Source organism: Sphingobium sp. GW821-FHT02B05 (assembly GCF_059421905.1).
On sequence record NZ_JBWKVW010000005.1, the window covers coordinates 116,931 to 141,206 of the forward strand.

A 24,276-nucleotide genomic window follows, 5' to 3' on the forward strand; every position below is an offset into this window, starting at 1 on the left:
GCGTGAAGATGTCGCGGGTTCCGCCAACGGCAAAAAGTCCGGTTCAAAAATGAAAGGCGGGAAGACGCGCGCTAAGGCGACCGCTTAAGAATCAGATTGGCCGGTCGCCGATCGGCTGCCTAATTTGTCACCTTCGTCTATCATCTCACGAACTTTGCTGACGATGGCCTCGATTCCGAAGGGTTTGGTGATCACATGCATATCATGCTCCAGCAATCCGTTGCCGATGACGGCATTTTCCGCATAGCCAGTGATGAACAAAATCTTGAGTTTGGGACGTCCCACTCGGCCGGCGTCTGCGACTTGACGGCCATTCATTCCCCCGGGCAAACCCACATCCGTGATGAGAAGGTCTATACGTAGATCAGACTGAAGCACCTTTAGACCGCTGGGACCATCCGCAGCTTCAATGACGTGATATCCCCCGTCGGTCAGAACATCGACGATGAGCGAGCGAACGGAGGCCTCGTCATCAATGACCAGCACGGTCTCTCCATGCCCCCCAGCATCAAGTTGCGTCGGTCGCAACTCCTGCTCCATCTCGGTTACCGGTCCCATATGCCTTGGAAGGTAGAGGCACATGGTCGTGCCTTCGCCGACTTCCGAATAAATCCGTACCTGCCCGCCCGATTGTCTCACGAAGCCATAGATCATCGAGAGACCAAGACCCGTGCCTTCGCCCAGCGGCTTGGTCGTGAAGAACGGATCAAAAGCGCGGGCGATCACGTCGGGGGGCATGCCAGTTCCGGTGTCGCTCACGCATAGCGACACATATTGACCAGGAGGTAACTCTCGTTCGCGGGCCATGCGGTCGTCTAGCCATTTATTGGCTGTTTCGATCGTCAGCCGTCCGCCATCCGGCATCGCATCTCGCGCATTGATGCATAGATTCAAAAGTGCATTTTCCAGCTGGTAGCGATCGACCAATGTCATCCACAACCCGCCCGATCCAACCACTTCAATCTCTATGGAAGGCCCTACGGTGCGGCGTATGAGGTCTTCCAAGCCAGAAATCAGCCGGTTTACATTGACGGCTGTGGGATCCAACGTCTGTCGGCGGGAAAAGGCAAGCAGTCGCTGCGTCAACGCAGCAGCCCGCTTTGCAGCGCCTTGCGCAGTTTCGAGATGGCGACCGATCGCCTCCAGGCGGCCTTGGGAAATACGCAGTTCCAGCAATTCCAGATTGCCGAGGATCCCGGCCAACAGATTGTTGAAATCATGGGCGATGCCACCGGTTAACTGTCCCACCGCCTCCATCTTCTGGCTCTGGCGCAACGCCTCCTCGGTCGCGGCAAGAGCGTTGGCCGCTTCGGTTTCGGCGGTAATATCCCGGCCGAACAGGTAGAGCATTCCGCCTTCCGGCACAGTGGTCCAGGCGAAGCTTCGGTGGCTGCCGTCCTGCGCGCGAAAAACGCTTTGCGAATCCACGACTGCAGCATTGGGCCGCGACAGTTTGGTCAATCGACCCTGCGCAGCTTCCTGGTCCTGCGCGACAAATTCCAGGAGATTGCGACCGACGGTATCGGCTTCACTCCATCCGAGTGTCTTCGTCCAGGATGGATTGACCGCGTTGATGACGCCTTGGGTCGTCGCCACCACCTTGACGATCGGGGAGAGCGCCCAGATCCGTTCCCGGTCGCGAGCAAGCTGGCGTTCCTGAGTTATGTCACGTGCCACGGCATGGATGCGGCCCGCGTCCGGCACCGCATTCCAGTCGAGCAGTCGATAGCTCCCGTCGCGGCAGCGATAACGGTTCTCAAAGAGAAGGGTCGTCACACCCTGAGCCAGCTTTTCGACTTCCTTGACCGTGGCAGATAAATCGTCGGGATGGACGAAGTCGGCCAGGACCTGTCCAACCATCTCATCCTCTTGCCACCCCAAGAGCCGGGTCGCTGATGGGTTCACCGAGCGAATGACGCCATCAAAGTCGCAAGCCAGCATCAGGTCCTGACTAAGTGACCACAGTCGATCGCGGTCGCGTCGTTGGGCCGAAACGGCATCGATGGTGCCCAGCGCACCTGCGATCTGCGCGGCGATAAGGTTAGCAAAATCACGGGTTGCTGCATCGAGCAGGCGGTATGGGTTTAAGCCCAGCACGAGAGCACCGATGGCTTGGGCCTCGCCAGGCTGTTCCACCGCGACGATCAATGCATCACGCGGCGGTATCTCCCATGGTCCGGTCGGCAAATCCTGCGAGGCAGGTTCCAGTGCGACCACAGCCTGCTTTTCGCCTGGTTGAATGGCCGTCACCGGCCAAGGCGTCGCTTCTCCCATGGCGGGATAGGGGCTGTCTGGTAAATCGAACAATTGGAGGTTGGCGAACGGAAAGTCCCGGCTTTCCCTATCAAACTGGGCGCGAACCGAGCCGACAACATCCGATCGACTTTGCGATCGGAGCAACGCGGCGGCCAGATCATTCAATTGCTTGATGCGCCGTTCGCTAATAACCCTGTCGGTCTCCTCGCGAACGACGCACATCAGACCTTCGATAGCGCCCCCACTACCCATCAGCGGACTGTATGAAAATGTGTGATACGTCTCTTCAGGATAGCCGTTGCGCTCAAGGAGGAGAAGCAACTGTTCGTCCCAGGTCGCAACCCCATCTTGCATAACTGAGACGATGCGATCCCGGACGTCCTCAAAGACTTCCTTCCATACCTGTGACATGGGCCGACCCAGCGCTGTGGGATGCTTGGAGCCTAGGGTGGGAATATAGGCGTCATTGTAGAAGAAGTTGAGGTCTTCTCCCCAGCCGAGCCACATCTCAAACCGAGACAGGAGCATGAGCCGTAGCGACGCCTTGAGCTCTTCGGGCCATCGATCAGGGGGACCTAAGTTAGATACGTTCCAATCATGGGCTCGCATGATGGCGCTCATTTTGGAATCGCCAGGGAAAACGTCAGGCCAGTCGTTTGTCACATTCCCCCCTCAAAACCGATTGGTTAGGCTTACGGCGAAGCCGTAATGATTTTAATAGCCCTGGGTTCCTTCGCGGCGTTCGCACTGCGAAACAGGGCGGTAAGGAGAGGCCTGCCCAAAACGGCGGTCTTTCTCCAGATCATCGGCGAAAATTTAATCTAAAATCCCTGTGTGTCACGTTCCAATCAATCAAGGGAACACTGACTAACTCGGCTCGTTATCAAAGCAGTATCATATAGGAGAGCCTGATGAGCATCGAAGGAAAAGCGAAAGAAGCGGCTGGCTATGTCAAGGAAGAGGCGTTCGAGCACGGCAAGTCTGCCGAAAGCCAAAAGAAGGCACAGGAAGGACGCGATTTGCGCAATGAGGGCCGGATAGAAGATGGCAAAGCGCCTAAGACTTCTGAGCCAGGCACCGGGTCGAAGTAATTTTTGATTTCTGCCAAACGATACGCCGCCCCTTAAAGGGCGGCGTTTTCTTATTTTTTTACTTTAGAGGGGTGTAACGGCAGGCAAACTTCGGTGGTCGCGCCGTTTCGGTGACGATCAAGTGGATGTGAAGTTTTTCGCCAATAACTTCATTGAGAGCGAACGCCTTCTCAGCCTCATATAGATCGTCGCGATGGCCTTCCTTCCACGCAGGAATCGTTGCCATCGCGCGTGCTTTGGCCTGAGTCACATTCTCAGCGACGACGAACATATTGCGATGCTGTTCGGCGAAGTCAGCCGGATCGTAACCACCCAGATTGACGAAATAGAGCCGTTCGCGCCCCTTATATGGCTCCGGCCGCAGCTGAACGTCGTAACCGTCCGCATGGTCGATCTCGGCCCAGCAATCGATATGCAGCGTGCCAGGCGTGCCCCACCACTGGCGTCGAAGCGCATCATGGGTCGCCTTCAAAGACGGTGCGACTATGAACCGTACATCATGAATTTCTATGTGAGCGGCAGGATGTTCGCCGCCGATGTAGATTGCGAACAATTTCATGCCGCGTCAGCCCGAACAGGGGCAGCAATCATGCGAGCGAGTTCCTCGCCCACGATACCGCCCATCTCGTGCGAACTGGTGATCCCCTGTACAAAGGGATGACGTCCCAGGATGAAGGGAAGGCTGAGACAGAATAGCCGTTCCGCGCGCGGATCAGGAGATGCAGGGTGGAATGTCTCATCCACCGAGATACCCTTGGTGGCACCTGCGCCTGCATCTTGCGCGTCCAGAACGATGCCTTGTTCAAGAAGCGTAGGGAATGGGAAATCGTCGGCTTCGAGCGGGCTTTGGCCCGTCGCATCGATGAACACGTTATAGTGACGCCGCTTTCCATTAATGACGACATTGACGCCGGGTTCTGCGCCGTGCGTTTCCACGCGGTAGTTGTTCCCAAGCGCGAGCACGTCAAGATGGCCCGCACGATGCAAAGCGAGGAGTCGCTGGATGGAGAGATGGGGCACGCTCGCATATTCATCGACGAAGGCAGGCTTCAAATGCTTGCCGAACGAATCCAGCGCCTCTTCGTCAAGATGCGGGATGATCAGCGCCAGCACCTCGTGCATCCGCAGGATCGCGTAGCGCCAAGGCACCGTGATTTTTTGATCGAAATTGGCTTGCGCCTCCCGCAAATTTGAGGCGGCCCATTCAAACGGATCAGCATCTACGCGGTCGGCGAAGAAGCGCTCCGCGAAATCTTCCAAGGCCAGATCAGCCAGCCCGACATGATCGGCATAAGCAGGATCGGCGTGCGCCAGTTCCTGCTTGAAAAGCGCATAGGCCTGCCCGAGAAGATCCTCGGTCTGAGCCTCGATCAGTGTTGCGATCGCCTCATGCGAACAAAAGGCCAGTGGCTCATAGGGTATCGGATGGTAGAAATCGGCTTCAGGCAGCAGCCCCTTGCGCGACATCATCGTCAGTCGAAGTCCTTCCGAACCCGCTCCGATCCGATATTCAACGCTGCCATCCGCACCATCGATGAATGCGCCATGCGCGGTGGCCAAGGCGACGACGGCGTCGATCGCCGTTAGGGAGCTCCCGCGAATGCCAACGTTGACGGCGTTGATGCGCTTAAGGGCCGAAGCTGGCCATGGGCTGAGAAAATAGCCAGGCCGTGCCTCAGGCTCCTCCGGCCACTGATGGCCAGTCGCCATGACGACAAAGTCGAAACGATTGTCGGCTATGTCCTCGTCCTCCCCTTCAATCTCCAATTGAACGCCATTGCCCTGGACGGACATGTCCAGAACACGATGCCCGGTTCGAATATCGACCATGAACCCTCTATCACGCGCCTCGTCCACGAGCCTGTCGAACTGGTCGAGGAAGTATCGCCCCAGTGCAACGCGCGGATAGAAAGCGCGGTCATCAACGTCCTTGGGATCGATTCCCAAACTTATGAGCCGTTTGCGGCTTTGACGGTTGCGCCAGGCAAGAAGCGTCTCGCACAGCGGTGGGATTTCAACGCTCGCGATGTTCGAAAGCATGGCCGGATCGTTCCACCCCGGCCGATACGGCGTACCAAGACCAGCGCGCGCCTGTTGCTCAAAGATGGTGATCCGCGCGGGGCGGGCTGCATGCTCAACAAACGCCTTAAGCGTATAAAGGGTGGTCGGTCCGGCACCGACAAAGGCAATGGATGCGGTCATTCGGCTAAGAATGCGTAGATGCCGGAGTGGTGCCATCTCAGAGCACGGCACATCAAAAATCATCTCGCCGTCGGTGACGTAGTTGTCCTACACACCCTTGAGATACCGTTGGCCACTGCAAATCTAGAACACCGCTAGACCTTGAGGCCGACGGAGATTGAGCCTTTGCGCGATTTCCTTTTCAACGCTGCAACTCCAAGATTTTTTTAACATCTGTTTTTGTCGAGAGATGTCGTCCATAGCAGCGCCGATGAACGCCGACTTAGCCACTATGCATCGTCCGGCGCGTGGCAAAACCGACCCTTTCCGGCCCCTTAACAGCAAAAATTTGGGCACCAAGAGCGGAAGGACAGCTATTCAATTTCTGCCCCCAGACTGGCCGATTGCAGGCCTGTATTAATGCTGCTTGCAGGCAGGGTTCTCAGCCTCGGGCATCGCGAGAAAGCTAATGGTTTGTGGCGCGAAACTTGCGAAGGACGATTTTTCAACGATCCCAGCAATCGCGGGAAGTGTGTCATTCGCGCCGAGTTGCAGCAGCTTTCCATTCAGCTTGATGCCCATTGAGGGCGTATCCGGCGCGGAAAGCGTGTAGCGCCAGCGCTTGCGGGGCACGCTGATCGATGCGGAACGGGCGGCATCGTTATTGATGATAAGCATCACGACGCCGCCTGCCCGACCGGTCTGGCAATGGGCATAGACATGAAGGCCAGACTGGAGTGGAACTCCGGCGTCGAGGACGGTCTCACCCATCAGCTTGTGCCAGAGCAGAGCGGCCCAATAATTGGCCTTGGGGCTGAAATCTTCCGGATCCAGCAGACTGTAGCTTCCGGCGGCGAGCGTATTATGGATCGAAACTTGGACGCCCTGCTTTGCCAACCGGCCGAGTTGGTCGAGATAGCGAAAGCTGTCGTCGAAGCTTCCTGCCCAAGGATTTCCGCCACAAGCCGCGTCGGCACCCTCGGTCATCCAGATTGGTTTCCCTGCCGCATAACGGTCGCGCAGGGACGCATAATAGGCGTGCGTGTCGCTGGTGCGGGCCAGCCATTGTTCGGACAGCGCGTCCTCCAGACGGGTTTGCGGCATATGAGACGCTTCGCATCGGACCGAGGCAGCGCCATAATGATGATAGGAGAAGGCATCGATGTCTGATCCACCGCGTGCAAGCAGGTCGGCGCTGGGTATCGATCCAGGAATATCAGGCGGCATGCCCCAGGCCCCGGGCGTTTCCGTTGCCGAGCCAGGGCCCAGGATCAGCATGCCAGGCGCGTGTCTCTTAGCGAATGCGCGGAAGGATTTGAAGTCACGGCCATAAGCGGCTGCGTCATATCCTTTGGGGGCACCGCTTATGCCGGCTATCGATGGTTCGTTCATGAATTCGGCGGCAGCAATGGTGCCTCCAAGCGCACGAGTGTAGGTGAGCCAGCTTTTGGCCATATCCGGAGTCCATGCGCCACCATGATCCCGCACGCCAGTGCTGATAGCGAAGGACGTCATGATCTTAGCATCTGTCGCCTTGGCAAACGCAATCACACCACGCCATTGCTGGCGGGTGAGCACGCCCTCGAACCCATCGGGCGTTTTCTCAGGCGGCTTGTCGCTGTTGGCGAAATAGACACTATTGGCCCAGGTGCCAGCGACCCGAACATAGGCAGGCCCAAGCGATCGGGCGAGGAGACGGAGGCGGGCATTGGCAAGATCGATCGGCGGGCGATAGTCGAATTGGCTCCTGTCTACACCAAGTTGGGCACCGTCAGAGGTGGGCGAGGAACTGCCGGTCGAACCATAGGGCTTCCAGAATGCGCCGCCCGTCACCTCGATCATCTCGACATTGTAGGATTGAAAGCGGGAATCGATCGTGGCGATCCGACGCAACCGCGTTGGATCAACGGCGGCGTCAAGATCGCTCGTCGACTGTTCGGCAGCAGCAGGCGAGATGAAAAGGGATGAGAGCGACAGCGCGGCGATTGAAAAGAGACGGACGCGTAGCCTACGGGCGCTTTGGGTGTGCTCGGCGTGCATCAATCCATCTCCTAATTGGCCACTTTGGTCGCATCCTCTTCAATCTGAGGTCAAATATGGAATTTTGCCCGCACTATAGGTCTAGCCTATGGCGAAATGTTTGCTGGCTCATTTAGATTTAGCGATGAGCCATTCAGACCCCTTCCTGTCGCATCCCGCGCATGACCGACCCTTATCGGACGCTCAGCCTGTAATTTTTGCTCCTCAGCTGCGGTCGGTCCGGTTTGGTCTGCGTTTCACTCCAGGAGACGGCGCAACGGGGCCGATGGCGATTTGGAAAGCGGCTGGGGCACGTCATGGTTTGAGGAAGGAGACGTGATATCTGCTTGGAACAGACAGCGTTGGCATGGCCGAAATCGTTACCTCGACCTTAGGGACCACTACGGCGGATCGCTTTTCCGTTATCGCCATCACTTTGAACGAGGTAGCGCCGCACGTCGCATCCATGTCGCCCGGTTGCAAAATGAGCCTGCCCTGGTGCAACTGAACAAGGCGTCAATCAGGGAATGGGTATGCCTATTGTGGCAGTGAGATCGAGGAATCCTTGCGCAAACTTGCCGTGACACAAAGGTAGCGAGGAAATACCGGCAGGCACCGGCTTTAACAGGCAGGGCCAGGTAGGGCGGAGCTTTCAAGCTCGCCTCTTGAATGGAAATCGCATTCGATCCATCTGACCGTCGCACAGCCTGCAACATGAGAGAGCTAAGACCCATGACGACCGACACCGTGAGCGCCCCTGAAACGCATGCCTTTGAGGCGGACGTTTCCAAGTTGCTGCACATGATGGTGCACTCGGTCTATTCCGACAAGGACGTATTCCTGCGCGAGTTGATCTCCAACGCGGCCGACGCATGCGAGAAACTGCGCTATGAGGCAATTTCCGATCCGGCCCTGTTCGGCGACGATCCGCAGCCGCGCATCACGCTGGTGCTCGACAAAGAGGCCAGCACAATCGTCATAGAGGACAATGGTATCGGCATGACCGCCGCCGACATGGGAGGGACGCTGGGTACGATCGCGCGGTCAGGGACCAAGGCCTTCATGGACAAGCTGACCGCCGACAAGAATGGCGAGGGCCAGCAGTTGATCGGCCAGTTCGGCGTCGGCTTCTATTCCGCGTTCATGGTGGCTGGGAATGTCGATGTCGTGTCGCGGCGCGCGGGAACGGATGAGGCGGCCAGCTGGTCGTCGGATGGCCTGGGAACATATACGATCGCGCCAGTGGACATAGCGGAGGCGCCAACCCGCGGCACGCGAGTGACCCTCCATCTGCTGGATGAAGCAAAGACCTATGCCGAGCGTTACACGGTCGAGCGGATCGTGAAGGCGCAGTCGGGCCATGTCCCCGTGCCCATTTTCATCAAGGAGCTGGGTAGCGAAGAGGAAGAGTGCCAGGTCGCTGATGGGGCGGCGCTCTGGACAAAGGCGAAGTCGGATATCAGCGAAGAGGATTATGCCGACTTCTACCGCAGCGTCGCGGGCCAATTCGACAAGCCCGCATTGACGCTCCACTATCGCGCGGAGGGGCGGCACGAATATTCCGTGCTGACCTTCATCCCCGAAACCAAGCCGTTCGACCTGTTCGATCCCGATCGTAAGGGACGGATCAAGCTCTATGTCCGCCGCGTCTTCATCACCGACGAGGCGGAAATCCTGCCTCGCTACCTGCGCTTCGTGCGGGGCCTTGTCGACTCTGCCGACTTGCCGCTCAATATGTCGCGTGAAATGATCCAGGACAGCCCAGTTCTGTCCGCGATTCAGAAGGGCGTGAGCAACCGCATCCTGTCGGAACTGGACAAGATAGCAACCAGCGATGCTGACCGCTATCACGCGATCTGGGAGAATTTCGGGGCGGTGCTCAAGGAAGGCCTCTATGAGGATTTCGAGCGACGCGCACAGTTGCTGGACCTTGCTCGGTTCAAGACCAGCACGTCGAACGGCGAATGGCGCTCGCTCAAGGACTATGCGGCCTCCCTCAAGGATAACCAGACCGCGATCTATTTTGCTACGGGAACCGATCTCGATCGGATCGCCCAATCGCCGCAGCTCGAGGGCTTCAAGGCGCGAGGGATCGAGGTTCTTTTGCTCCCCGACCAGGTCGACAGTTTCTGGACGACCGTCGGTGTGGATTATGACGGCAAGCCCTTCAAGTCGGTGACCCAAGGCGCGGCGGACCTCAGCCTGGTCCCGCTGGCTGAAGGCAGCGCAGCGACGGTCGCGCCTAGCGAGGATGTGAGCAGCTTCATCAGCTTTGCCAAGGAAGCTTTAGCCGACCAGGTGTCCGACGTCCGGGTGTCCGACCGGTTGACGACCAGCGCCGTCTGCCTCGTCGCGTCGGAAAGCGCGATGGATCTGCAGCTCGAACGGATGCTGGCCGCGGCCGGACCGGCGCCCGAGCGAGCAAAGCCGGTGCTGGAGGTCAATGCCGGCCATGCGCTGATCGCCAAGCTCGGCCAGACCGGGGCCAGCGACGAAGAAAGAAGCGACCTGGCCTTCCTGCTCCTCGACGAGGCGCGCATCGCCGAAGGTCAGGCGCCCGCCGACCCTCGCGCTTTTGCTGAGCGGCTGGAGCGGTTGATGGCGAAATCGCTGAACTGACGCATCATGCCCCGGCAACGAGGTTTGCACTTGTATAAGGTCAGGCTATGAAAAGCTCGGCCGGAGGCGGGAATAAGAGTGCCGATCGTTTGCCCATGAATGGGAACGGTCGACACCGGAAGTATGGCAGCGTCAAATGCCAGACCGACCCTTTAAGCCGACTTCCTGTGATCGACCCTTCCCAAACGCTCAACCGCCCTTTTTCCATTCTCAGCTGCGGACAGTCTCGTTTTCTATCATTAAAGCTTGCGAATGGCATGGAACAACTGCGACCAGAGGCTCTGGGGCTCCCCGCCGTAGCGGGGAACCATCAGTTTTAAATTTCTGTACCTTCTGCTAATGTCAAAGCGTCTTCCACATCCACTCCGAGATAGCGGACCGTACTTTCGATCTTGGTGTGTCCTAACAAAATCTGGACGGCGCGGAGATTTCCGGTCGCTTTATAAATGATCGACGCCTTGGTTCTCCGAAGAGAATGAGTACCGTAGTCCTCACCGGGCAGACCAATTCCTGTCACCCATTCATCGACAAGCCGTGCATATTGTCTTGTGCTTATGTGGGCAGAATGATTGGTCCGGCTCGGGAAGGCGTAATCCTCCAGCGAACCACCCCGAAGCTCAAGCCATTTAAGGAGGCTGGCGCGAGCATCGTCCATCAGCTCAAACTGAACAGGCCTGCCTGTTTTTTGCTGAACGACGGTGGCTCGTGTCCGAATTTTCCGATCGCAAACGATGTCGCTAATCCGGATCTTCACCAGATCGCAGCCCCGCAGTTTGCTATCGATTGCGAGATCGAAAAGTGCACGATCCCGAAGCCGTCCATGCTGATCAAGAAAGAAACGCACAGCCCAAATCTGGCGCGGCTTGAGCGCTCGCTTCGCTCCGACTTTGCGCCCCGCATTCCACGAAACTCGCTCCCGAGCGGCGGGATCAAATTCTGATAATCCCATGACACTTCTCCTGCGGCCACAATGGCCAAAAGAGGAAACGCTCAAAAGAGAATCGCGCACCTTATCGAAGGGTCCGCCGTTGGGTTCCACCCGGCTGATTGGCCAAGCCAAGCCGTCGGTCTGCCCTCGCAGCGGAGCAAGGCTCATTCGCCCGCGCTGGACCAGCATTTCCCAAGGTCGGGTTGCGCTATGATAAAAAACCGATTCCGAACCGAATTGGCGCTACCTTTTGAAGGAATTTTCCTTCAAAATATGGTTAATGGGATATTCGCCTGGGAGACGAATGGTGGAGGATCGCATCTCGAAGCTGTCCGACCCGCAAAAAGAATGTTTGCGCCTGACAGCTGCGGGGCGCAGTTCGAAGGAGATCGCGCCGGTGATCGGCCTGAGCCACAATACCGTGAACATATATCTAAGCCGCGCCGCATCAACCTTGGGAGCTACAAACCGGCGTGATGCCGCAAGGATTTTCGCGGATTTCGAGGGGCAGTGCCTGTATAACAGAGTTATATATAACTCACCGGCCGTTGCAGAACCGTCCGAACCAGAGAATGTTGCCTTCCAGATGGAGGCGCCGGCTGAAGAGCCTTCTCGGCTCGGTCTTCCGCCAACATGGGGGTCAACCGATGAACTGGGTGCCTTAGGTAAATTTCTTGGAATTGGACGTGCGGCAGTCTTTCTGATGATCGCGGCGACCGCCATCATCGTCATTGCCAGGGGTGCGTTCAATCTTCTTTCTTGAGCCAGAGATACGGCTCACTTCCAAATCTCAACAACTGCAATGCAGACCCATCGGGCTGCAAACGGAGGCTCTATGTCCCAAGTCAGCGTTCAAGTTGCACGTAAGGTCGTCGTCAATCTGGGCCGCGCCCAGAATGCCATCGACGCATCCCTCAAGAAGATGACCGATCTCACCGCCGGTGTCCTCGATGCGTTCGATGAGGCCAAGTTGAGCGACGTAGCTACCCAGCCTGCCCTGGAATATCTCGCTAAGGGTTTCTCCACGATCGTCGCCGGTCGCGCGGCGTTCGTCGATGCCCATCGGGAACTGATCGAGATGAAGATGGATTCCGAACTCCGTCATGTCGAAATCGGCTGCTCGCCCGGGCCAGCCTGCCCCGTCAGCGCGCAGCCTTCGTTCCAGCTGGTTGCCTAACGCCCGGATCATGTGCTGTGGTCAATCGGAGGAAGCCGGATCACCACAGCCATGCTCTTGAAGCTCTACTGGATCATGACACTATGCTGCTGCATCTATGCGGTAGCGGCAGGCGGCCACATTGGACGGCTGGCCGGGGCATTGATGTTCCTGCGATCGGGTGCGACCCTGGTCGCAGGACTGCTCGAGCATAGCTGGCAAGGCACCGAATGGCCTTTGCTGGTCATAGAAATGCTGTGCTTCTCGGCGCTGCTCACGCTTGTCCTCAAATCCGACCGCTATTGGTTGATCTGGTCTGCGGCCTGTGAAATGCTGGCGGTGCTGATCCATCTGGCGACTATCTGGCAGCCGCATGTCACACCTCTTGTTTATCAATCGCTTCAGAATTTCTGGGCGATACCCATGCAGCTTTTCATGGTTCGCGGCATTGCCCTTGACCGCCGCGCTGCACGCGCGCGGCGCGGACCTTTGGAAATATAAGCCTTTGCGATCCGGGATTGAAACGTAAGCCGATACCAACGGCGCGAATGCAGGCCTGCGCGCGATCGGCGCCATCAGGAGGCGATAATGGAAAATGGGTCCCCTAAAGCAGTTCAACCGACTCCGCCGTCGTTTGAATCCTTTGCACGCAAGATGGGCGCGGAGTTTGAATATTTGATGCAGAATGCGTGGATGCGATATTCTGCGGTCACTGCGCCAATAGGAAAGTCAGTTCCCCTGCCTCCCCGGGACATTGGTCCAAAATGGGAGATTGGAGGCACCAGGTTCGTCGACCATCTCTATGCACTGCGTCGTTATCGGGAAGATCTGCTTGCCAAAGATTTGTTTGCCGACCCGGCCTGGGACATCCTCCTTGATCTCTATCGCGCCAGGCTCAACCAGAAGAACATCTCCATAAGCAGCGCGTGCATCGCGTCTGCTGTACCTCCAACTACGGCACTGCGGCATATCAAGGGACTGGAAGATGCAGGTCTGGTGCATCGTGTGCCGGACAAGCGAGATCATCGGCGCATCTATCTGGCCCTGACCGACAAAGCTGGTCAGGCAATGGATCGGTGGATGGAAGCGGCGACCGGCGCCAAATCCTTATCCGCTCATCCCAGTATTTTTCGTTAGGCAATTGCCGCTGTTCTTCTGACGCAGATTTTGAATATACGGGACGCCTCAGTTTATTTCCCTAACGTACAGATTTGCCAAGCGCATTACCCATCTGTAAAACAAAGAGGAAGACAGGGATGAACGATAGTGCAGCAATCGCGTCAGGTCCTTGAGAGCCTTATTATGGAGAGGGGGGAATCCTATTCCAGCGTCTCGATATTGCTGGGGCGAAACCGGTCGTATCTCCAGCAATTCATCAAAAGGGGCACGCCTCGTCGGTTGAACGAGGGTGATCGCCGGATCCTGGCAGCGCATTTCGGCGTTGCGGAGGAGCTGTTAACGGGCGGTGCCACAGAAGTGGCCGGCGCTTCAGGTCCCGCGTTCCGCAGCGTTCGCTGCCTGATGCTGGGCGACAAAAATGCGGCGCCCCGCCCTGGTGCCAATTTAGGTGCCGTCAATGTCGATCCTGCATGGCTTGGTCAATTGGGCGTTACAGCAGAGAATATCTCCTTCTGCCGCGTCGAGGATGACGCCATGGCTCCCACATTGTTGAGTGGTGACGAGATAATGGTCGATCACGGCGATCATGATGTGACAGGGAAAGCTGGCCTGTTCGTCCTGCGGCTGGACCAGGCTTTGCTGATCCGGAATGTCGCACGCGATGCTAGTTATCGCTTCTCGATCCAGACCGATGATGCGAACGTCAATCCGTTTAACGAAATTGATACGAAACGGGTGGAAATTGTAGGCCGGGTCATCTGGAAAGCGCGCAAGCTATTCTAGGCTGGCGAAATTCGCTTGAGAATCTGGATGGCGCACGTTTCATCCATTTCGGAGGGATGGGCGGATTAAGGGGCCATGAAATGCTATGATGACGAGTCGGTCCGACTTTTTGGATGGAGCAGCGGGCGTATCGTACGATCCATGGGGTGCTGGCGGCATCAGCGCAAAACACGCCCTGCCCAAATCACTCGACCTACGATGCTGATCGCATCGGAAGCGATCCAGCCTGGATAAAGCGGATTATCGCTAACGATATGGGGCGAGGAGTTTGACGGCTCTGTCACGACCCTTTTGACCATGAGCGCGTCATCCAGTCGCAAGATGTAGATGCCGTTTCGTAACTGCTCATGGGCATCCTCACGATCCACCAACAGGTCATCGCCATGTTGTAAGGTTGGATGCATCGACTCTCCATCCACCCGGATTAGCGACAGACGGTGCGGATGCGCGCTCAGACTCCGAAGCCAGCCGGCATCGAGCGCAATGAGCTGTTCTGACAAGTTGCTTGGACATACCGAACCGAATCCTGCCGATGCGCCAATTGCGAGGCGCGGGACCATGATGATGTTATAGTGGCTATCGGACGGACCAGCATTGTCGGGTGCCCCCAGCACGGCTTGCGGAACATTGAAATAGCGCGCCAGAATAATACGGTCACGTTCAGCCAGTTTCCTTGGGACGCCGCGCTTTATAAACTGCTGGATGTAGGCAGTGTTCCTGCCGATCAAAGTGGAGATGAATGCATAATTGTCACCGCTGGCTGCAATCAGCCTATCAAGCGTCAAGCGGACATCTGGCGGCATAACGGTTCCCTCCATGTGAATATCAGGCGAAATGCCCTGTGCCGCCAGCTAAATCCTCGCCGATCTGGATAGATATGCTCTGTCACGGTTTTTCGTAGCAGGATCGACGGATAGGATTATCCCTGACAGGGCTTCAAAAACCCAAGGTGCGGCTACAACTGGTGGCGACGGATCGCGCGGTCGACCTGATCGAGGAGCGGATTGACCTAGCCCTATGCGTCCGCGCCACGCTCGACAGCGACTCTGCGCTGACTATGCGGCCATTAGTTAAATCGACCCGCAATGGTCACAAGTCCCCAGTTAGCCAGCCAACTGGAAGGTATCTCTCCGCTTGCCTTGACGCCGGCGCTGGCAATGCACGACAGGCCGATGATCTGCAATGGCATCTCGAGAAGGAGGACGGTCGTAGGTGGAGCATCCATGTCCCCCGCGCATGGGGTGCGCCGAAATGGCGGCCATCAGGCACGCGGCCATTCAGGACTTGGGTGTCGCGATCCTGCCCGATCATGTCTGCCGCGAAGCATTGCAGTTGGGAAGGCTGGTCCGCGTGCTGCCGGCTTGGCGTGGACTACAGGGGATCGTGCATCTAGTCTTACGACGCGGCGAGGTCTCCCTCCTGCGGTTCGGGTGCTTATAGACCATCGGGCATCCGGTTTCCCGCGCGATGTCTGAGCAGAGTTGCATCACGCGATGTTCGCTATGAAACGACAATTCATCGGAAACCGACCCTTATCGGACCCTCAGCTGCAAATTTCTGGCTCCCAACTGCGGAAGGTCAGGTTCTCCGTAGCTACTCCCACATTTTGCGGGTGCTTGAGCAGTAAGGCAGAAAACATTTTTGCTCAGCCGGGCCCGGATGGCGTCGTCCCACGTTCTCTCTTTGCCATCACCGTTGGCTGATCCATTTTTCAGGACGCGGGCGGCCCAGCCATCACCGATGAAGGAACGCACATGTCGACGCCCGAAGATTTCAAGGATATCTACACCGACGAGCTGAAGGATCTCTGGTCAGCTAATGACCAGATGGCGCGTGTGCTCAAGAAGATCACGACCAAGGCCAGCGACGAAGGCCTGAAGGACATGCTGTCGAAATCGCAGGAAGGAATCGCCGGCCATACCGATCTCTTGAAAGAACTGATCGCGGGTCAGGACGAGAAGGTCGCCAAGGAACATTGCAAGGGCATGGAAGGCCTTGTGGAGGAAGCGACCAAGCATATCATCGAGGAAGGACCGAAAAAAGGCCCGTTGCTCGACGTCATCATCGTCGCGCAATATCAGCGTATGACCCATTATGGCATTGCCGGCTTCGGCACGGCGGCCGCCTATGCCAAGGCCTTGGGCCTAAAGGATGACAGCAAGAAGCTGCGCGACGCGACCAAGGACATCTATGGTGGCGACGAATATATGACGAAACTGGCTGAAACTGTCGTCAATTCGAAGGCGGAAGCCGAAGAAGCCTGACCCGGAAGCCTGCCATCCGTCGGGATGGCAGGTGCCCGCTCTTTCGATTCCAATACATAATTTGACGACGGATCGTGAAGCGCGTCGTGCGTCCACATCCGTCATGATCATCAGGAGAGATCAGACATGCTACGCCAGATCGTCGCCCTTTGCGCGACCGGATTCATCATGACCGCCGCTGGAGCGCAGACGCACCAGGACGGGTCCCACAACCCCGCTGTAAAGGACAGCGCGCCCCACAAAATGGCTGCACCGGCAAAGGGCGCCAACTCCTTCACCGAAGACCAGGCCCGCGGCCGCTTCATGAAGGCAGGCTACACACAGGTCGGCAAGCTGACCAAGAAGGACGGTTTGTGGCACAGCATGGCTCGCAAGGGCGGAAAACAGCAGACGGTCATGCTCGACTTTAAGGGCAACGTCACCGTTCGCTAACAGTTACATAATTTAGGAGAGACCCATGTCTCAGACCGTCACACGCCTTTTCGACAGTTATGCCGATGCGACCAACGCCGTGCGCGACCTGGAAGCCATCGGCATTGCCCATGACGATCTCAGCATCGTCGCCAACAACAACGATGGCGCGCACGGCAGCCATGACGGTGACGGCGTCAACGAGGATGGCGATGTCACTCGCGGTGTTACGACCGGAGCGGCGCTTGGCGGGGCAGGCGGGTTGCTGGCAGGCCTTGGCCTGCTCGCGATTCCGGGCCTGGGTCCGATCGTGGCAGCAGGATGGCTTGCTGCAACGGCAGCAGGCGCAGCGATCGGGGCTGCGGGCGGCGCGGCGACCGGCGGCATTGTCGGCGCGCTCAAAAATGCTGGTCATTCCGAGGAAGACGCCGAAATCTATTCCGAAAGCGTCCGTCGTGGTGGCACATTGGTCAGCGCCAAGGTGCCCGACGACAGGGTGATCGAAGCGGAAGCCGTTCTTGAGCGTCATCGCTCAGTCGACGCCGCCACGCGGGGTCAGGCCTATCGCGATACGGGCTGGAGCCGGTTCGACGAGAGTGCGCAACCCTATACCCGCGCGGAAGTCGAGCGGGACCGGGCGCTCTATGGTTCATCGTCCGGCGTAATTTGATCGTTGGTTCGCCACCAAATCGCCCCGGCCTTTACAGGTCGGGGCGTTTTGATTCGTCGCGCGCGGCCATATATCGGTCGATAAAAAGGACATTTTCATGAAAATACCCAAGAACGCGACCATCGCCATAGTCGATGGCGCAAAGCTGAACCTGTTCCATAATAGTGGGGACGAAAACGCGCCCAAGCTCACGGCATTGCCCGATGCGGCGATATCGTCCGACAATCACGGGTCGGGCGGACGCCATGGAAGCAGCTCTGCCAATCCGTCTGACAGCCAGCTTCAAGAAGACGGCTTCGCGGCTGGAACGGCCGAATTCCTTAACAAGCAGGTGCTGGACGGCAAGATCGCCGATCTCGTTATCGTCGCCGCACCGCGTACATTGGGCGAACTGCGCAAACATTATCACAAGGCACTATCGGCTGTGCTGGTCGGCGAGATTTCCAAGGATCTGACCGGCCATGCGATGTCCGATATTGAAAAGACGATTGCGGCCGCCTGATGCCATGATGGAAGCGGTGCTATCTCGATGAACCTCCACTGGCCGCTTCCCGACCCCTATATCTTACTGCTTACCGGATTTGGCCTCCTGACCGCATTGGTGGTCTGGTTGCCACTCGTCCTGAAGAAATTGCCCTTGTCCCTGCCAATTGTTTGCATTGCGCTGGGGGCAGCGCTTTTCTCTTTGCCGCAGGTCACTTTGCGACCGCTCCCTAACCTCTACCCCGAGATCACAGAGCGATTCACCGAATTTGTGGTGATCATCGCGCTAATGGGCGCAGGCCTGAAAATCGATCGGATTTTTCGCTGGCGTGATTGGTTGGTGACGTGGCGACTGCTGGCTATCACCATGCCGCTCTGCATCCTGGCTATCACCTTTTTTACAGTCTGGGCATTAGGTTTGCCTTGGGCCGTCGCCCTGCTACTTGGTGCCAGCCTTGCACCTACAGACCCGGTCCTGGCCGCCGACATTCAGGTGGGACCACCAAAAGCGGGCGATGAAGATGAGGTGCGCTTTGGTTTAACGTCGGAGGCGGGATTAAATGATGGGCTGGCTTTTCCGTTCGTCCATCTCGCTATTGCGCTAGGCGCCGTGGCTGGCACAGACCAGCCGTGGTTTGGCGAATGGCTGAGCTACAGGGTCGCGTGGGAGGTCTTGGCAGGCATAGGCGGCGGATGGGCGATCGGTCGGCTTTTTGGCTGGTTGACCTTCCACGTCTCGGCTGAATCCAAGCTTGCGCAGACCGGGGATGGCCTAATTGCGCTGGCAGCGACATGCGTGTCCTATGGCCTGACCGAAATCATCCATTCCTATGGCTTCCTCGCGGTGTTCGTCACCGCCCTGACATTCCGGAGCACGCACCGGGATCATGATTTTCACCACGACATGCATGACGTGACCGAACAGATCGAACGGCTCGCCATGATGGTGTTGCTGCTCCTGTTTGGCGGCGCCCTGGTCAGCGGCCTGCTGTCGCCCGTGACGTGGATGGATGTCGCTGTAGCGCTGATCATCCTGTTGATGGTTCGGCCACTTGCAGGATGGATAGGCCTTGGCGGATTGAAGGCTGATCGGACTGAGAAACTGACCTTGGCCTTTTTCGGCATTCGCGGCGTGGGGTCGATCTATTATCTCGCCTATGGCCTCAACCATATGAATGTCGCAAATGCGGATCGACTATGGGGACTGGTAGGTTTGGTCGTTCTCTTCTCCATCATACTCCATGGCCTGACGGTCACGCCGATCATGCGGTCGCTGGACCGTCAGCAAGGCCGTGACCCAGATCGCGCGGACCTTGCCAGCGAATAGCCGGGATGTAGATATTATTCCGGGAAACCGTAGTTTCAGACGCGGCCCGGTATTTGTAACAAGCTCCACAAGCCGCGCACGCACGACGATCAACTACGCGATTACAAGGAATTGTCGCGAAGCGATCGCCTATTGTGAGCATTCGACCGCCGAGTGATTAGCGGCGCTCGCGATCTACTTGTCCATCGCATGTCTCGCGGCTGACGCCACAGCGCGTCGCGACGCTGAAGCAAATATTGGAGGGGAACGTCAGGACTGTCTCAGTCCTGGCCATCACAACCGACCCTTCCCAGTAGTTCAGTGACTTAAATCGCTGCCCCACGTCCCGAAGGTCCGCTTTGGTCGAACGAGCCCTACTTGTCTCCGTGGAATGTATCTAAGACCTGACTTTCCAAGAGCAGTATTTTTCGCAGACGTTTGTAAGCGATATCTTGGACGCTGATGTCGCCATCAACCGCGAGCGAGGCTGCCACAGCGGCAGACTGGCCAAGTATCATGAACACCGGTTCCATGCGGATCGACCCGTAGGCGATGTGCGACGCGGAGAGCGCCACCGGCACCAGCAGGTTGGTCGCCTCCTGACGCTTCGGCACGATCGCGTCGTAGCTGATCGGGTAGGCGCGGTCGGGGCTGACCTCTATATTCCCTTCGTTGCGAACAAAACCGCGTGCGTCGACAATGCGGCGCACATTGTGGGAATCCATGTTGTAGGATCCCATCCCGATCGGCCGGGGGGTGGACTTGGCGCCGCGCAGGTGCGGCTCCGCCATCACAAAATCCGACACCATGCGCCGTGCTTCGCGGACATAGAGTTCGCGCGGCCAGTTGCCGTTGCCGGTAAATTCATCCTTGCACAGGCCCCAGCGCGCCATTTCCGTGCGGGTTTCCGCCGGCACGCCCGGATCGTTGGCCATGAACCAGAGCAGCCCCTGCTGATAGGTGACATGCTCGCGGATGATGGCCGCGCGCTCCATATCGCTCCCCTCTGGATAGCGATAGTTCATGCCGATATCATCGAAGGAGAAGGCACCGAAATTATTGGTGTCGGTCTTGCCGTTGGGGATGCGATCAAACTTCTGGAAGAAGTTGCGGAAGCCTGCATCCATATAGCGTTGGAGCAGCGCATATTGGCGCGCGTCATAGCCTGCAGGCTTTGTGAAGGGTACACGATTGGCAGGCACATCGGTCAGGCACATACGGAAGGTATAGGCTTGGATGCGGTTGTCTGCCGAACCGTCCTGCCCAAGTTTGTCGGCGGTGACGCGCGGCAGCAGGCCGCTGGCGGGATCGCCCGGGACGACATAGGGATCGACGTCGAGCATGAACTGGTGATTGTTGCTGTTCGCCATTTGCACGCCGTTCAGGGTCTCGCCATAGGTGGCGTTGGCCTCACGACCCACGGCGAAGCGAACGCCCGCACCCGCCATCAGATCGCCCTCATATGTGGCATCGATGAAGACGCGCCCTGTGAAACGCTCGCCGCTCCCGGCGCGGAATGCAACGATCTTGCCGCCCTTCACCTCGACCGCGCCGGGGCGGCGATCGATGGGGCGGGACCGGATCACGGGGACCCCTGAGTCCTTCAGCCAATCTTCATAGATGCGCTCGGCGACTTTTGGCTCGAACTGCCACATCGCGCCGTCATCGATGAAATTGGGGGCGTTGGCGGGCCGCTTGGCGAGGTTCCAGGCGGCGGGATCGTCATAATGGCGCTTCACCCGGCGGTAAAATTCCAGCGAGAGGCCGCCGATCGCACGATGATTGCCCGTGTCCGACCAGCTGAGGCCATTGGTCGTCATGCCCCCGACATAGGCGTCGCGACAGACGAGCAGCACGCTGCGATCATGCCGTCGCGCCTCGATCGCGGCGATGACGCCCGCCGATGTGCAGCCATAGATGACGATATCCGCCGATCGGGATGCGGCGCCTTTCGTATCGGCGCTGGCGCCGCCGGAGAGGAGCGCGGCGGCGGCGAGCAGCAGATGCTTGAAGCGGGTCCGCATCAGAAGGTCGCCGCCACGCCGAAGAAGAAGCGGCGATCTTCGCGCAGCGAACTCAACAGGCGCGCGGGGTCTTGCAGATATTGCCGCTCGATCGATCGGGTGAGGTTGATCGCCTCCGCTGTCAGTCGGATATTGCTGGTCAGGTTGATTTGCGCCGATGCGTCGAGCTGGCCGCGCGCCTGCATGTAGGAACTGCCGCCCGATGCCGCGCTTCCCTGACCCTGAAGATATTTGCTGCGGTGAATATAGGCGACGCGAACCGACAGCGTCTTGTCCTCATAAAAGCCGATGAGGTTGTAGCTATGCTTCGACAGGCCCGGCAGCGGCAACGCAAGCTGGGTCGCTTCGTCCACCAGCGGGGTCTTGCTGTCGACATAGGTATAGTTGGTCTGGATGCCGAGATTGTTGAAGGGGGCTGGCAGGAAACGCAGCGATTGCTGATAGGCGAGCTCCACGCCCTTAATCGTGCCCGACCGGCCGTTGGTCGGCTGGGTGATCTGAAACAGGTCGTCAGCCCCGGTAGAGAGTCCAGGGACGAACTCGGCGCGGGTGGTGTTGATCGTGAAGGAATCCACGTCCTTGTAGAAACCCGCAACGGTCAGCGCGCTCGAAGGGGCGAAATACCATTCGAGCGTCGCGTCATATTGGGTCGCTTCGAATGGACGCAGATTGGGGTTGCCGCGCGAACCGGTGCGCGAGACGATGAGCGGTACGAAGCTGACGCCCACATCGCTGAGGCTGGGGCGGGCGACGACCTTCGCCGCGGCCGCGCGGAAAATGAGGCTGGGTGTAAGTTCGACCGAGAGGTTGGCGCTCGGCAGGAAATAGTCGAAGCGGGACTTGCTGGCCGTAGGCTGCGTGTCGGAGAGGAAGCCCGCCGATGTGCGCTCGATCGAGATATAGCGCACCCCAGCATTGCCGGAGACGGGCATGGCGCCGATATCGCTCTTGAAATTAGCGCGAACGTAGAAGGCCAGCGTGTCCTGATTGACGTCGCGGATGGAAACACGGCCAAGCGCTATCGTGTCTGCGCGCGGGATCGGCAGGCCAAAGGCGTCGCGCGCTGCTTCTTTGTCCACGGTGCCGGTCAAAATGTCGCGCGGGAAATTGCCGGAGACGCCGGGGAAGAAACTGCCCATGCTGTTGTCATAATTGAGGCCCGGCATTTCATCGACGGTGATGATGCCGTCCCCATTCTTGTCCCCTCGCGCCAGCAAGCTGGCAGCCGATGGAACGTTTTGCGGCGATTCCGAATAAAATTTGATATTCTCATAGCGTGAGCCGACCTGGATGGAGCTGAGCGGTCCCCAATCGGTTCGGATGTCGAAGTCGAGCCGGGCGTCATAGCCACTATTGTCGGTGCGGAAATCATTCTCGAAGATCGAGGCGAGCTGATATTGCGACGGGTCGTCGCGGTCGAAATCGGTTTGAAGAGACAGGTCGGGCACAGGGCCGCCCCGCGAGAAATCATAGCTGGCGTCGGTGGTATTGCCGGTGCGCGGCACGACAACATAGGTGAAGGACGCACCCGGCCCGCCGTCCGTTCCCTTTCCCTTGCTGTAGGACGCATCGGCAGACATCTTGACGATATCGCCGTCATATTTGGTCGAGAAGCCAATGTTGGTGGAGCGGAACTCCGTCGGCTCATCATAGATGAGCGGGCGCAGCGTGACGCCGGTGAAGGTGCCGCTGACGACCGTGCCATTTTTGTCCGCGACGGCGTTGACGTCATTATTGTTGAACAGCACCTGATAGTTAGCGCTGTTGCGCTCGCGCTTCAGCCGCGAATAGGTGCCGTCGAGGATGATCTCCCAATCGTCCGCCGGGCGAAACTGGATCGCGCTGTTGAGCGTCAGCCGCTGTTCCTTGCGGTCGTAGATGCGCGCCATGAAGCGGTTGGGCCGGAAAAGGCCGGGGTCGTTGATGCCGTCGCCATTGCCATCGATCGCGTCGGTGCGGGTCCAGCCGCCTGAATCGAAGGACTGGCCGCGCGTATGCGTGTTGGAATAGGCGACGCTGGCCAGGACACCGAGCCGGTCGTCGAAATTTTTCGAGATCAGCGCCGATCCGCGATAGCCCAGATGATCGGCCTGATCAGTATAGGCGCCTTGCAACCGGCCGCTGACAAGGTCGTCCAGGTCGAGCGGCCGCTTGGTCTTGAGGTTGACGGTCGCACCGAGCGCGCCCTCGGGCATATCGGCAGTCGGCGATTTCGACACGACGATGCTGCCGATGATTTCCGGGCTGATCGATTCGAGCGATGCGCTGCCGCCAGCCCCCGGCCCTAGAAAAGTACGCCCGTTGATTTCCAGCCGGTTTTGGGAAATTCCGCGCACGGTAAAGTTGGAACCGTCGCCTTCGCGGCGGGTGATCTGGACGCCGGTAATGCGGCTCATCGATTCAGCCACATTCTGGTCGGGCAGCTTGCCGATGTCCTGCGCGGTGATGACGTCGACGATGTTCCCAGCGGCACGTTTGACGTTGATAGATTCCTGGAGCGAGGCGCGGATACCGGTGACGATGATGTCCTGCGTGGCGGGTTCGGCGACGGTGGCGGCAGGTGCATCGCCTTCTTGCGTCGCGGGGGCGAAGGCAGGAGCCGCGACCATGAAGGCGGCGGCACTGGGGGTCGCCGGCCGCTCGCGCTTCAGGACGATGGCGGTCCCCGCCTTCGTGATGACGAGGTCGGTGCCGGTCAGTAGATGACGAAGCGCCTGCGTCACATCCATGGTGCCCTGAAGACGGCGCAGGCTGACGCCTTCCGCCGCAGCGCCCGTTACCAATATCTCGATTCGCGCCTGCTTAGCGAAAAGGGGGATGCCGGTGCGGGCTGATTGGGGCGCAATGTCGAAACGGCGGATCTGCGCAGCGGCGTCGGCGGGCGTACCGATGCAACAGATGATCGCAGCCCCGGTGCCAAGAAGATGGGCGAGCGCGGTCTTCATATGTCCTCCCCTGTCGTGGCG

Annotated in this window: 22 protein-coding genes; 14 read left to right on the plus strand and 8 right to left on the minus strand. The window is 58.4% G+C overall.

Translation table 11 applies throughout. The features are described from left to right. Positions 1-84: 84 nt before the first annotated feature. A complete protein-coding gene (locus AC07UX_RS15905; protein WP_495193018.1) occupies positions 85-2,784 on the minus strand; it encodes a PAS domain S-box protein in 2,700 nt (899 codons plus the stop codon). A 383-nt stretch (positions 2,785-3,167) separates the two neighbouring features. Here AC07UX_RS15905 and AC07UX_RS15910 point away from each other — a divergent pair, with 383 nt between their 5' ends. After that, entirely contained in the window at positions 3,168-3,347 is a 180-nt protein-coding gene (locus tag AC07UX_RS15910) for a hypothetical protein (RefSeq protein WP_495192964.1), read from the plus strand. Between the two features lie 58 nt (positions 3,348-3,405). Here AC07UX_RS15910 and AC07UX_RS15915 read toward each other — a convergent pair whose 3' ends face one another. The 3 genes from AC07UX_RS15915 to AC07UX_RS15925 form a co-directional block, all read right to left on the minus strand. Then, positions 3,406-3,906 (minus strand): DUF1543 domain-containing protein, encoded by a 501-nt coding sequence (locus AC07UX_RS15915; protein WP_495192965.1) that lies wholly within the window; start codon positions 3,904-3,906, stop codon positions 3,406-3,408. Then, on the minus strand, positions 3,903-5,549 hold the full coding sequence (locus tag AC07UX_RS15920; protein WP_495192966.1) for an FAD/NAD(P)-binding protein: 1,647 nt from the start codon (positions 5,547-5,549) through the stop codon (positions 3,903-3,905). The genes AC07UX_RS15915 and AC07UX_RS15920 overlap by 4 nt, the downstream gene beginning before the upstream one ends. Positions 5,550-5,945: 396 nt before the next feature. Next, entirely contained in the window at positions 5,946-7,568 is a 1,623-nt protein-coding gene (locus AC07UX_RS15925; protein ID WP_495192967.1) for a hypothetical protein, read from the minus strand. A gap of 322 nt (positions 7,569-7,890) precedes the next feature. Here AC07UX_RS15925 and AC07UX_RS15930 point away from each other — a divergent pair, with 322 nt between their 5' ends. Further along, complete coding sequence (locus AC07UX_RS15930; RefSeq protein ID WP_495193019.1) at positions 7,891-8,055, plus strand: hypothetical protein; 165 nt, start codon at positions 7,891-7,893, stop codon at positions 8,053-8,055. 224 nt (positions 8,056-8,279) lie between these two features. Next, positions 8,280-10,166 carry a molecular chaperone HtpG gene (gene htpG, locus AC07UX_RS15935; RefSeq protein WP_495192968.1) on the plus strand — a complete coding sequence of 629 codons (1,887 nt, stop codon included), beginning with the start codon at positions 8,280-8,282 and terminating at the stop codon, positions 10,164-10,166. 316 nt (positions 10,167-10,482) lie between these two features. Here the strand turns inward: htpG and AC07UX_RS15940 are convergent, their stop codons facing one another. After that, entirely contained in the window at positions 10,483-11,115 is a 633-nt protein-coding gene (locus AC07UX_RS15940) for a tyrosine-type recombinase/integrase (protein WP_495193020.1), read from the minus strand. A gap of 229 nt (positions 11,116-11,344) precedes the next feature. On the opposite strand from AC07UX_RS15940, the gene AC07UX_RS15945 reads away from it, so the two are divergent. The 5 genes from AC07UX_RS15945 (at position 11,345) to AC07UX_RS15965 (ending at position 14,152) form a co-directional block, all read left to right on the plus strand. Further along, on the plus strand, positions 11,345-11,857 hold the full coding sequence (locus AC07UX_RS15945) for a helix-turn-helix domain-containing protein (protein ID WP_495192969.1): 513 nt from the start codon (positions 11,345-11,347) through the stop codon (positions 11,855-11,857). Positions 11,858-11,929: 72 nt separating this feature from the next. Next, positions 11,930-12,271 carry a hypothetical protein gene (locus AC07UX_RS15950; protein ID WP_495192970.1) on the plus strand — a complete coding sequence of 114 codons (342 nt, stop codon included), beginning with the start codon at positions 11,930-11,932 and terminating at the stop codon, positions 12,269-12,271. A gap of 51 nt (positions 12,272-12,322) precedes the next feature. Beyond that, positions 12,323-12,751 (plus strand): hypothetical protein, encoded by a 429-nt coding sequence (locus AC07UX_RS15955; protein ID WP_495192971.1) that lies wholly within the window; start codon positions 12,323-12,325, stop codon positions 12,749-12,751. A gap of 87 nt (positions 12,752-12,838) precedes the next feature. Further along, positions 12,839-13,387, plus strand: a complete 549-nt coding sequence (locus AC07UX_RS15960) for a hypothetical protein (protein WP_495192972.1) — start codon at positions 12,839-12,841, stop codon at positions 13,385-13,387. 261 nt (positions 13,388-13,648) lie between these two features. Beyond that, positions 13,649-14,152, plus strand: coding sequence for a S24 family peptidase (locus tag AC07UX_RS15965; protein ID WP_495192973.1), 504 nt, complete (start codon positions 13,649-13,651; stop codon positions 14,150-14,152). Between the two features lie 158 nt (positions 14,153-14,310). Here the strand turns inward: AC07UX_RS15965 and AC07UX_RS15970 are convergent, their stop codons facing one another. Then, entirely contained in the window at positions 14,311-14,970 is a 660-nt protein-coding gene (locus AC07UX_RS15970) for a S24 family peptidase (protein WP_495192974.1), read from the minus strand. Between the two features lie 433 nt (positions 14,971-15,403). Between AC07UX_RS15970 and AC07UX_RS15975 the strand changes: the two genes are divergently transcribed. The 6 genes from AC07UX_RS15975 to AC07UX_RS16000 all read left to right on the plus strand — a co-directional run bounded on the left by AC07UX_RS15975 (position 15,404) and on the right by AC07UX_RS16000 (position 19,307). Beyond that, positions 15,404-15,592, plus strand: a complete 189-nt coding sequence (locus AC07UX_RS15975; RefSeq protein WP_495192975.1) for a LysR substrate-binding domain-containing protein — start codon at positions 15,404-15,406, stop codon at positions 15,590-15,592. 314 nt (positions 15,593-15,906) lie between these two features. After that, complete coding sequence (locus tag AC07UX_RS15980) at positions 15,907-16,416, plus strand: YciE/YciF ferroxidase family protein (RefSeq protein ID WP_495192976.1); 510 nt, start codon at positions 15,907-15,909, stop codon at positions 16,414-16,416. Between the two features lie 126 nt (positions 16,417-16,542). Beyond that, the gene (locus AC07UX_RS15985; RefSeq protein WP_495192977.1) at positions 16,543-16,848 is read left to right on the plus strand and encodes a hypothetical protein; all 306 of its coding nucleotides are present in this window, start codon (positions 16,543-16,545) and stop codon (positions 16,846-16,848) included. A 25-nt stretch (positions 16,849-16,873) separates the two neighbouring features. Further along, entirely contained in the window at positions 16,874-17,497 is a 624-nt protein-coding gene (locus AC07UX_RS15990; RefSeq protein ID WP_495192978.1) for a hypothetical protein, read from the plus strand. A gap of 97 nt (positions 17,498-17,594) precedes the next feature. Continuing rightward, the gene (locus AC07UX_RS15995; RefSeq protein ID WP_495192979.1) at positions 17,595-17,999 is read left to right on the plus strand and encodes a host attachment family protein; all 405 of its coding nucleotides are present in this window, start codon (positions 17,595-17,597) and stop codon (positions 17,997-17,999) included. A gap of 27 nt (positions 18,000-18,026) precedes the next feature. Next, a complete protein-coding gene (locus AC07UX_RS16000) occupies positions 18,027-19,307 on the plus strand; it encodes a cation:proton antiporter (RefSeq protein WP_495192980.1) in 1,281 nt (426 codons plus the stop codon). A 353-nt stretch (positions 19,308-19,660) separates the two neighbouring features. Here AC07UX_RS16000 and AC07UX_RS16005 read toward each other — a convergent pair whose 3' ends face one another. Both AC07UX_RS16005 and AC07UX_RS16010 read right to left on the minus strand, forming a co-directional pair. After that, a complete protein-coding gene (locus AC07UX_RS16005) occupies positions 19,661-21,310 on the minus strand; it encodes an FAD-dependent oxidoreductase (protein ID WP_495192981.1) in 1,650 nt (549 codons plus the stop codon). Then, positions 21,310-24,255: a TonB-dependent receptor gene (locus AC07UX_RS16010; protein ID WP_495192982.1), complete on the minus strand. Its 2,946-nt coding sequence runs from the start codon at positions 24,253-24,255 to the stop codon at positions 21,310-21,312. The genes AC07UX_RS16005 and AC07UX_RS16010 overlap by 1 nt, the downstream gene beginning before the upstream one ends. Positions 24,256-24,276 lie beyond the last annotated feature (21 nt).

What these genes read in the sequence shown, in the direction of transcription:
- AC07UX_RS15915 (WP_495192965.1), bottom strand. Translation starts at nt 3,906, where the DNA reads ATGAAATTGTTCGCAATCTACATCGGCGGCGAACATCCTGCCGCTCAC.
- AC07UX_RS15955 (WP_495192971.1), top strand. Translation starts at nt 12,323, where the DNA reads ATGCTCTTGAAGCTCTACTGGATCATGACACTATGCTGCTGCATCTAT.
- AC07UX_RS15905 (WP_495193018.1), bottom strand. Translation starts at nt 2,784, where the DNA reads ATGCTCCTGTCTCGGTTTGAGATGTGGCTCGGCTGGGGAGAAGACCTC.
- AC07UX_RS15995 (WP_495192979.1), top strand. Translation starts at nt 17,595, where the DNA reads ATGAAAATACCCAAGAACGCGACCATCGCCATAGTCGATGGCGCAAAG.
- AC07UX_RS15980 (WP_495192976.1), top strand. Translation starts at nt 15,907, where the DNA reads ATGTCGACGCCCGAAGATTTCAAGGATATCTACACCGACGAGCTGAAG.
- AC07UX_RS15975 (WP_495192975.1), top strand. Translation starts at nt 15,404, where the DNA reads ATGGCGGCCATCAGGCACGCGGCCATTCAGGACTTGGGTGTCGCGATC.
- AC07UX_RS16005 (WP_495192981.1), bottom strand. Translation starts at nt 21,310, where the DNA reads ATGCGGACCCGCTTCAAGCATCTGCTGCTCGCCGCCGCCGCGCTCCTC.
- AC07UX_RS15990 (WP_495192978.1), top strand. Translation starts at nt 16,874, where the DNA reads ATGTCTCAGACCGTCACACGCCTTTTCGACAGTTATGCCGATGCGACC.
- AC07UX_RS15920 (WP_495192966.1), bottom strand. Translation starts at nt 5,549, where the DNA reads ATGACCGCATCCATTGCCTTTGTCGGTGCCGGACCGACCACCCTTTAT.
- AC07UX_RS15925 (WP_495192967.1), bottom strand. Translation starts at nt 7,568, where the DNA reads ATGCACGCCGAGCACACCCAAAGCGCCCGTAGGCTACGCGTCCGTCTC.
- htpG (WP_495192968.1), top strand. Translation starts at nt 8,280, where the DNA reads ATGACGACCGACACCGTGAGCGCCCCTGAAACGCATGCCTTTGAGGCG.
- AC07UX_RS15960 (WP_495192972.1), top strand. Translation starts at nt 12,839, where the DNA reads ATGGAAAATGGGTCCCCTAAAGCAGTTCAACCGACTCCGCCGTCGTTT.
- AC07UX_RS16000 (WP_495192980.1), top strand. Translation starts at nt 18,027, where the DNA reads ATGAACCTCCACTGGCCGCTTCCCGACCCCTATATCTTACTGCTTACC.
- AC07UX_RS16010 (WP_495192982.1), bottom strand. Translation starts at nt 24,255, where the DNA reads ATGAAGACCGCGCTCGCCCATCTTCTTGGCACCGGGGCTGCGATCATC.
- AC07UX_RS15970 (WP_495192974.1), bottom strand. Translation starts at nt 14,970, where the DNA reads ATGGAGGGAACCGTTATGCCGCCAGATGTCCGCTTGACGCTTGATAGG.
- AC07UX_RS15910 (WP_495192964.1), top strand. Translation starts at nt 3,168, where the DNA reads ATGAGCATCGAAGGAAAAGCGAAAGAAGCGGCTGGCTATGTCAAGGAA.
- AC07UX_RS15940 (WP_495193020.1), bottom strand. Translation starts at nt 11,115, where the DNA reads ATGGGATTATCAGAATTTGATCCCGCCGCTCGGGAGCGAGTTTCGTGG.
- AC07UX_RS15950 (WP_495192970.1), top strand. Translation starts at nt 11,930, where the DNA reads ATGTCCCAAGTCAGCGTTCAAGTTGCACGTAAGGTCGTCGTCAATCTG.
- AC07UX_RS15985 (WP_495192977.1), top strand. Translation starts at nt 16,543, where the DNA reads ATGCTACGCCAGATCGTCGCCCTTTGCGCGACCGGATTCATCATGACC.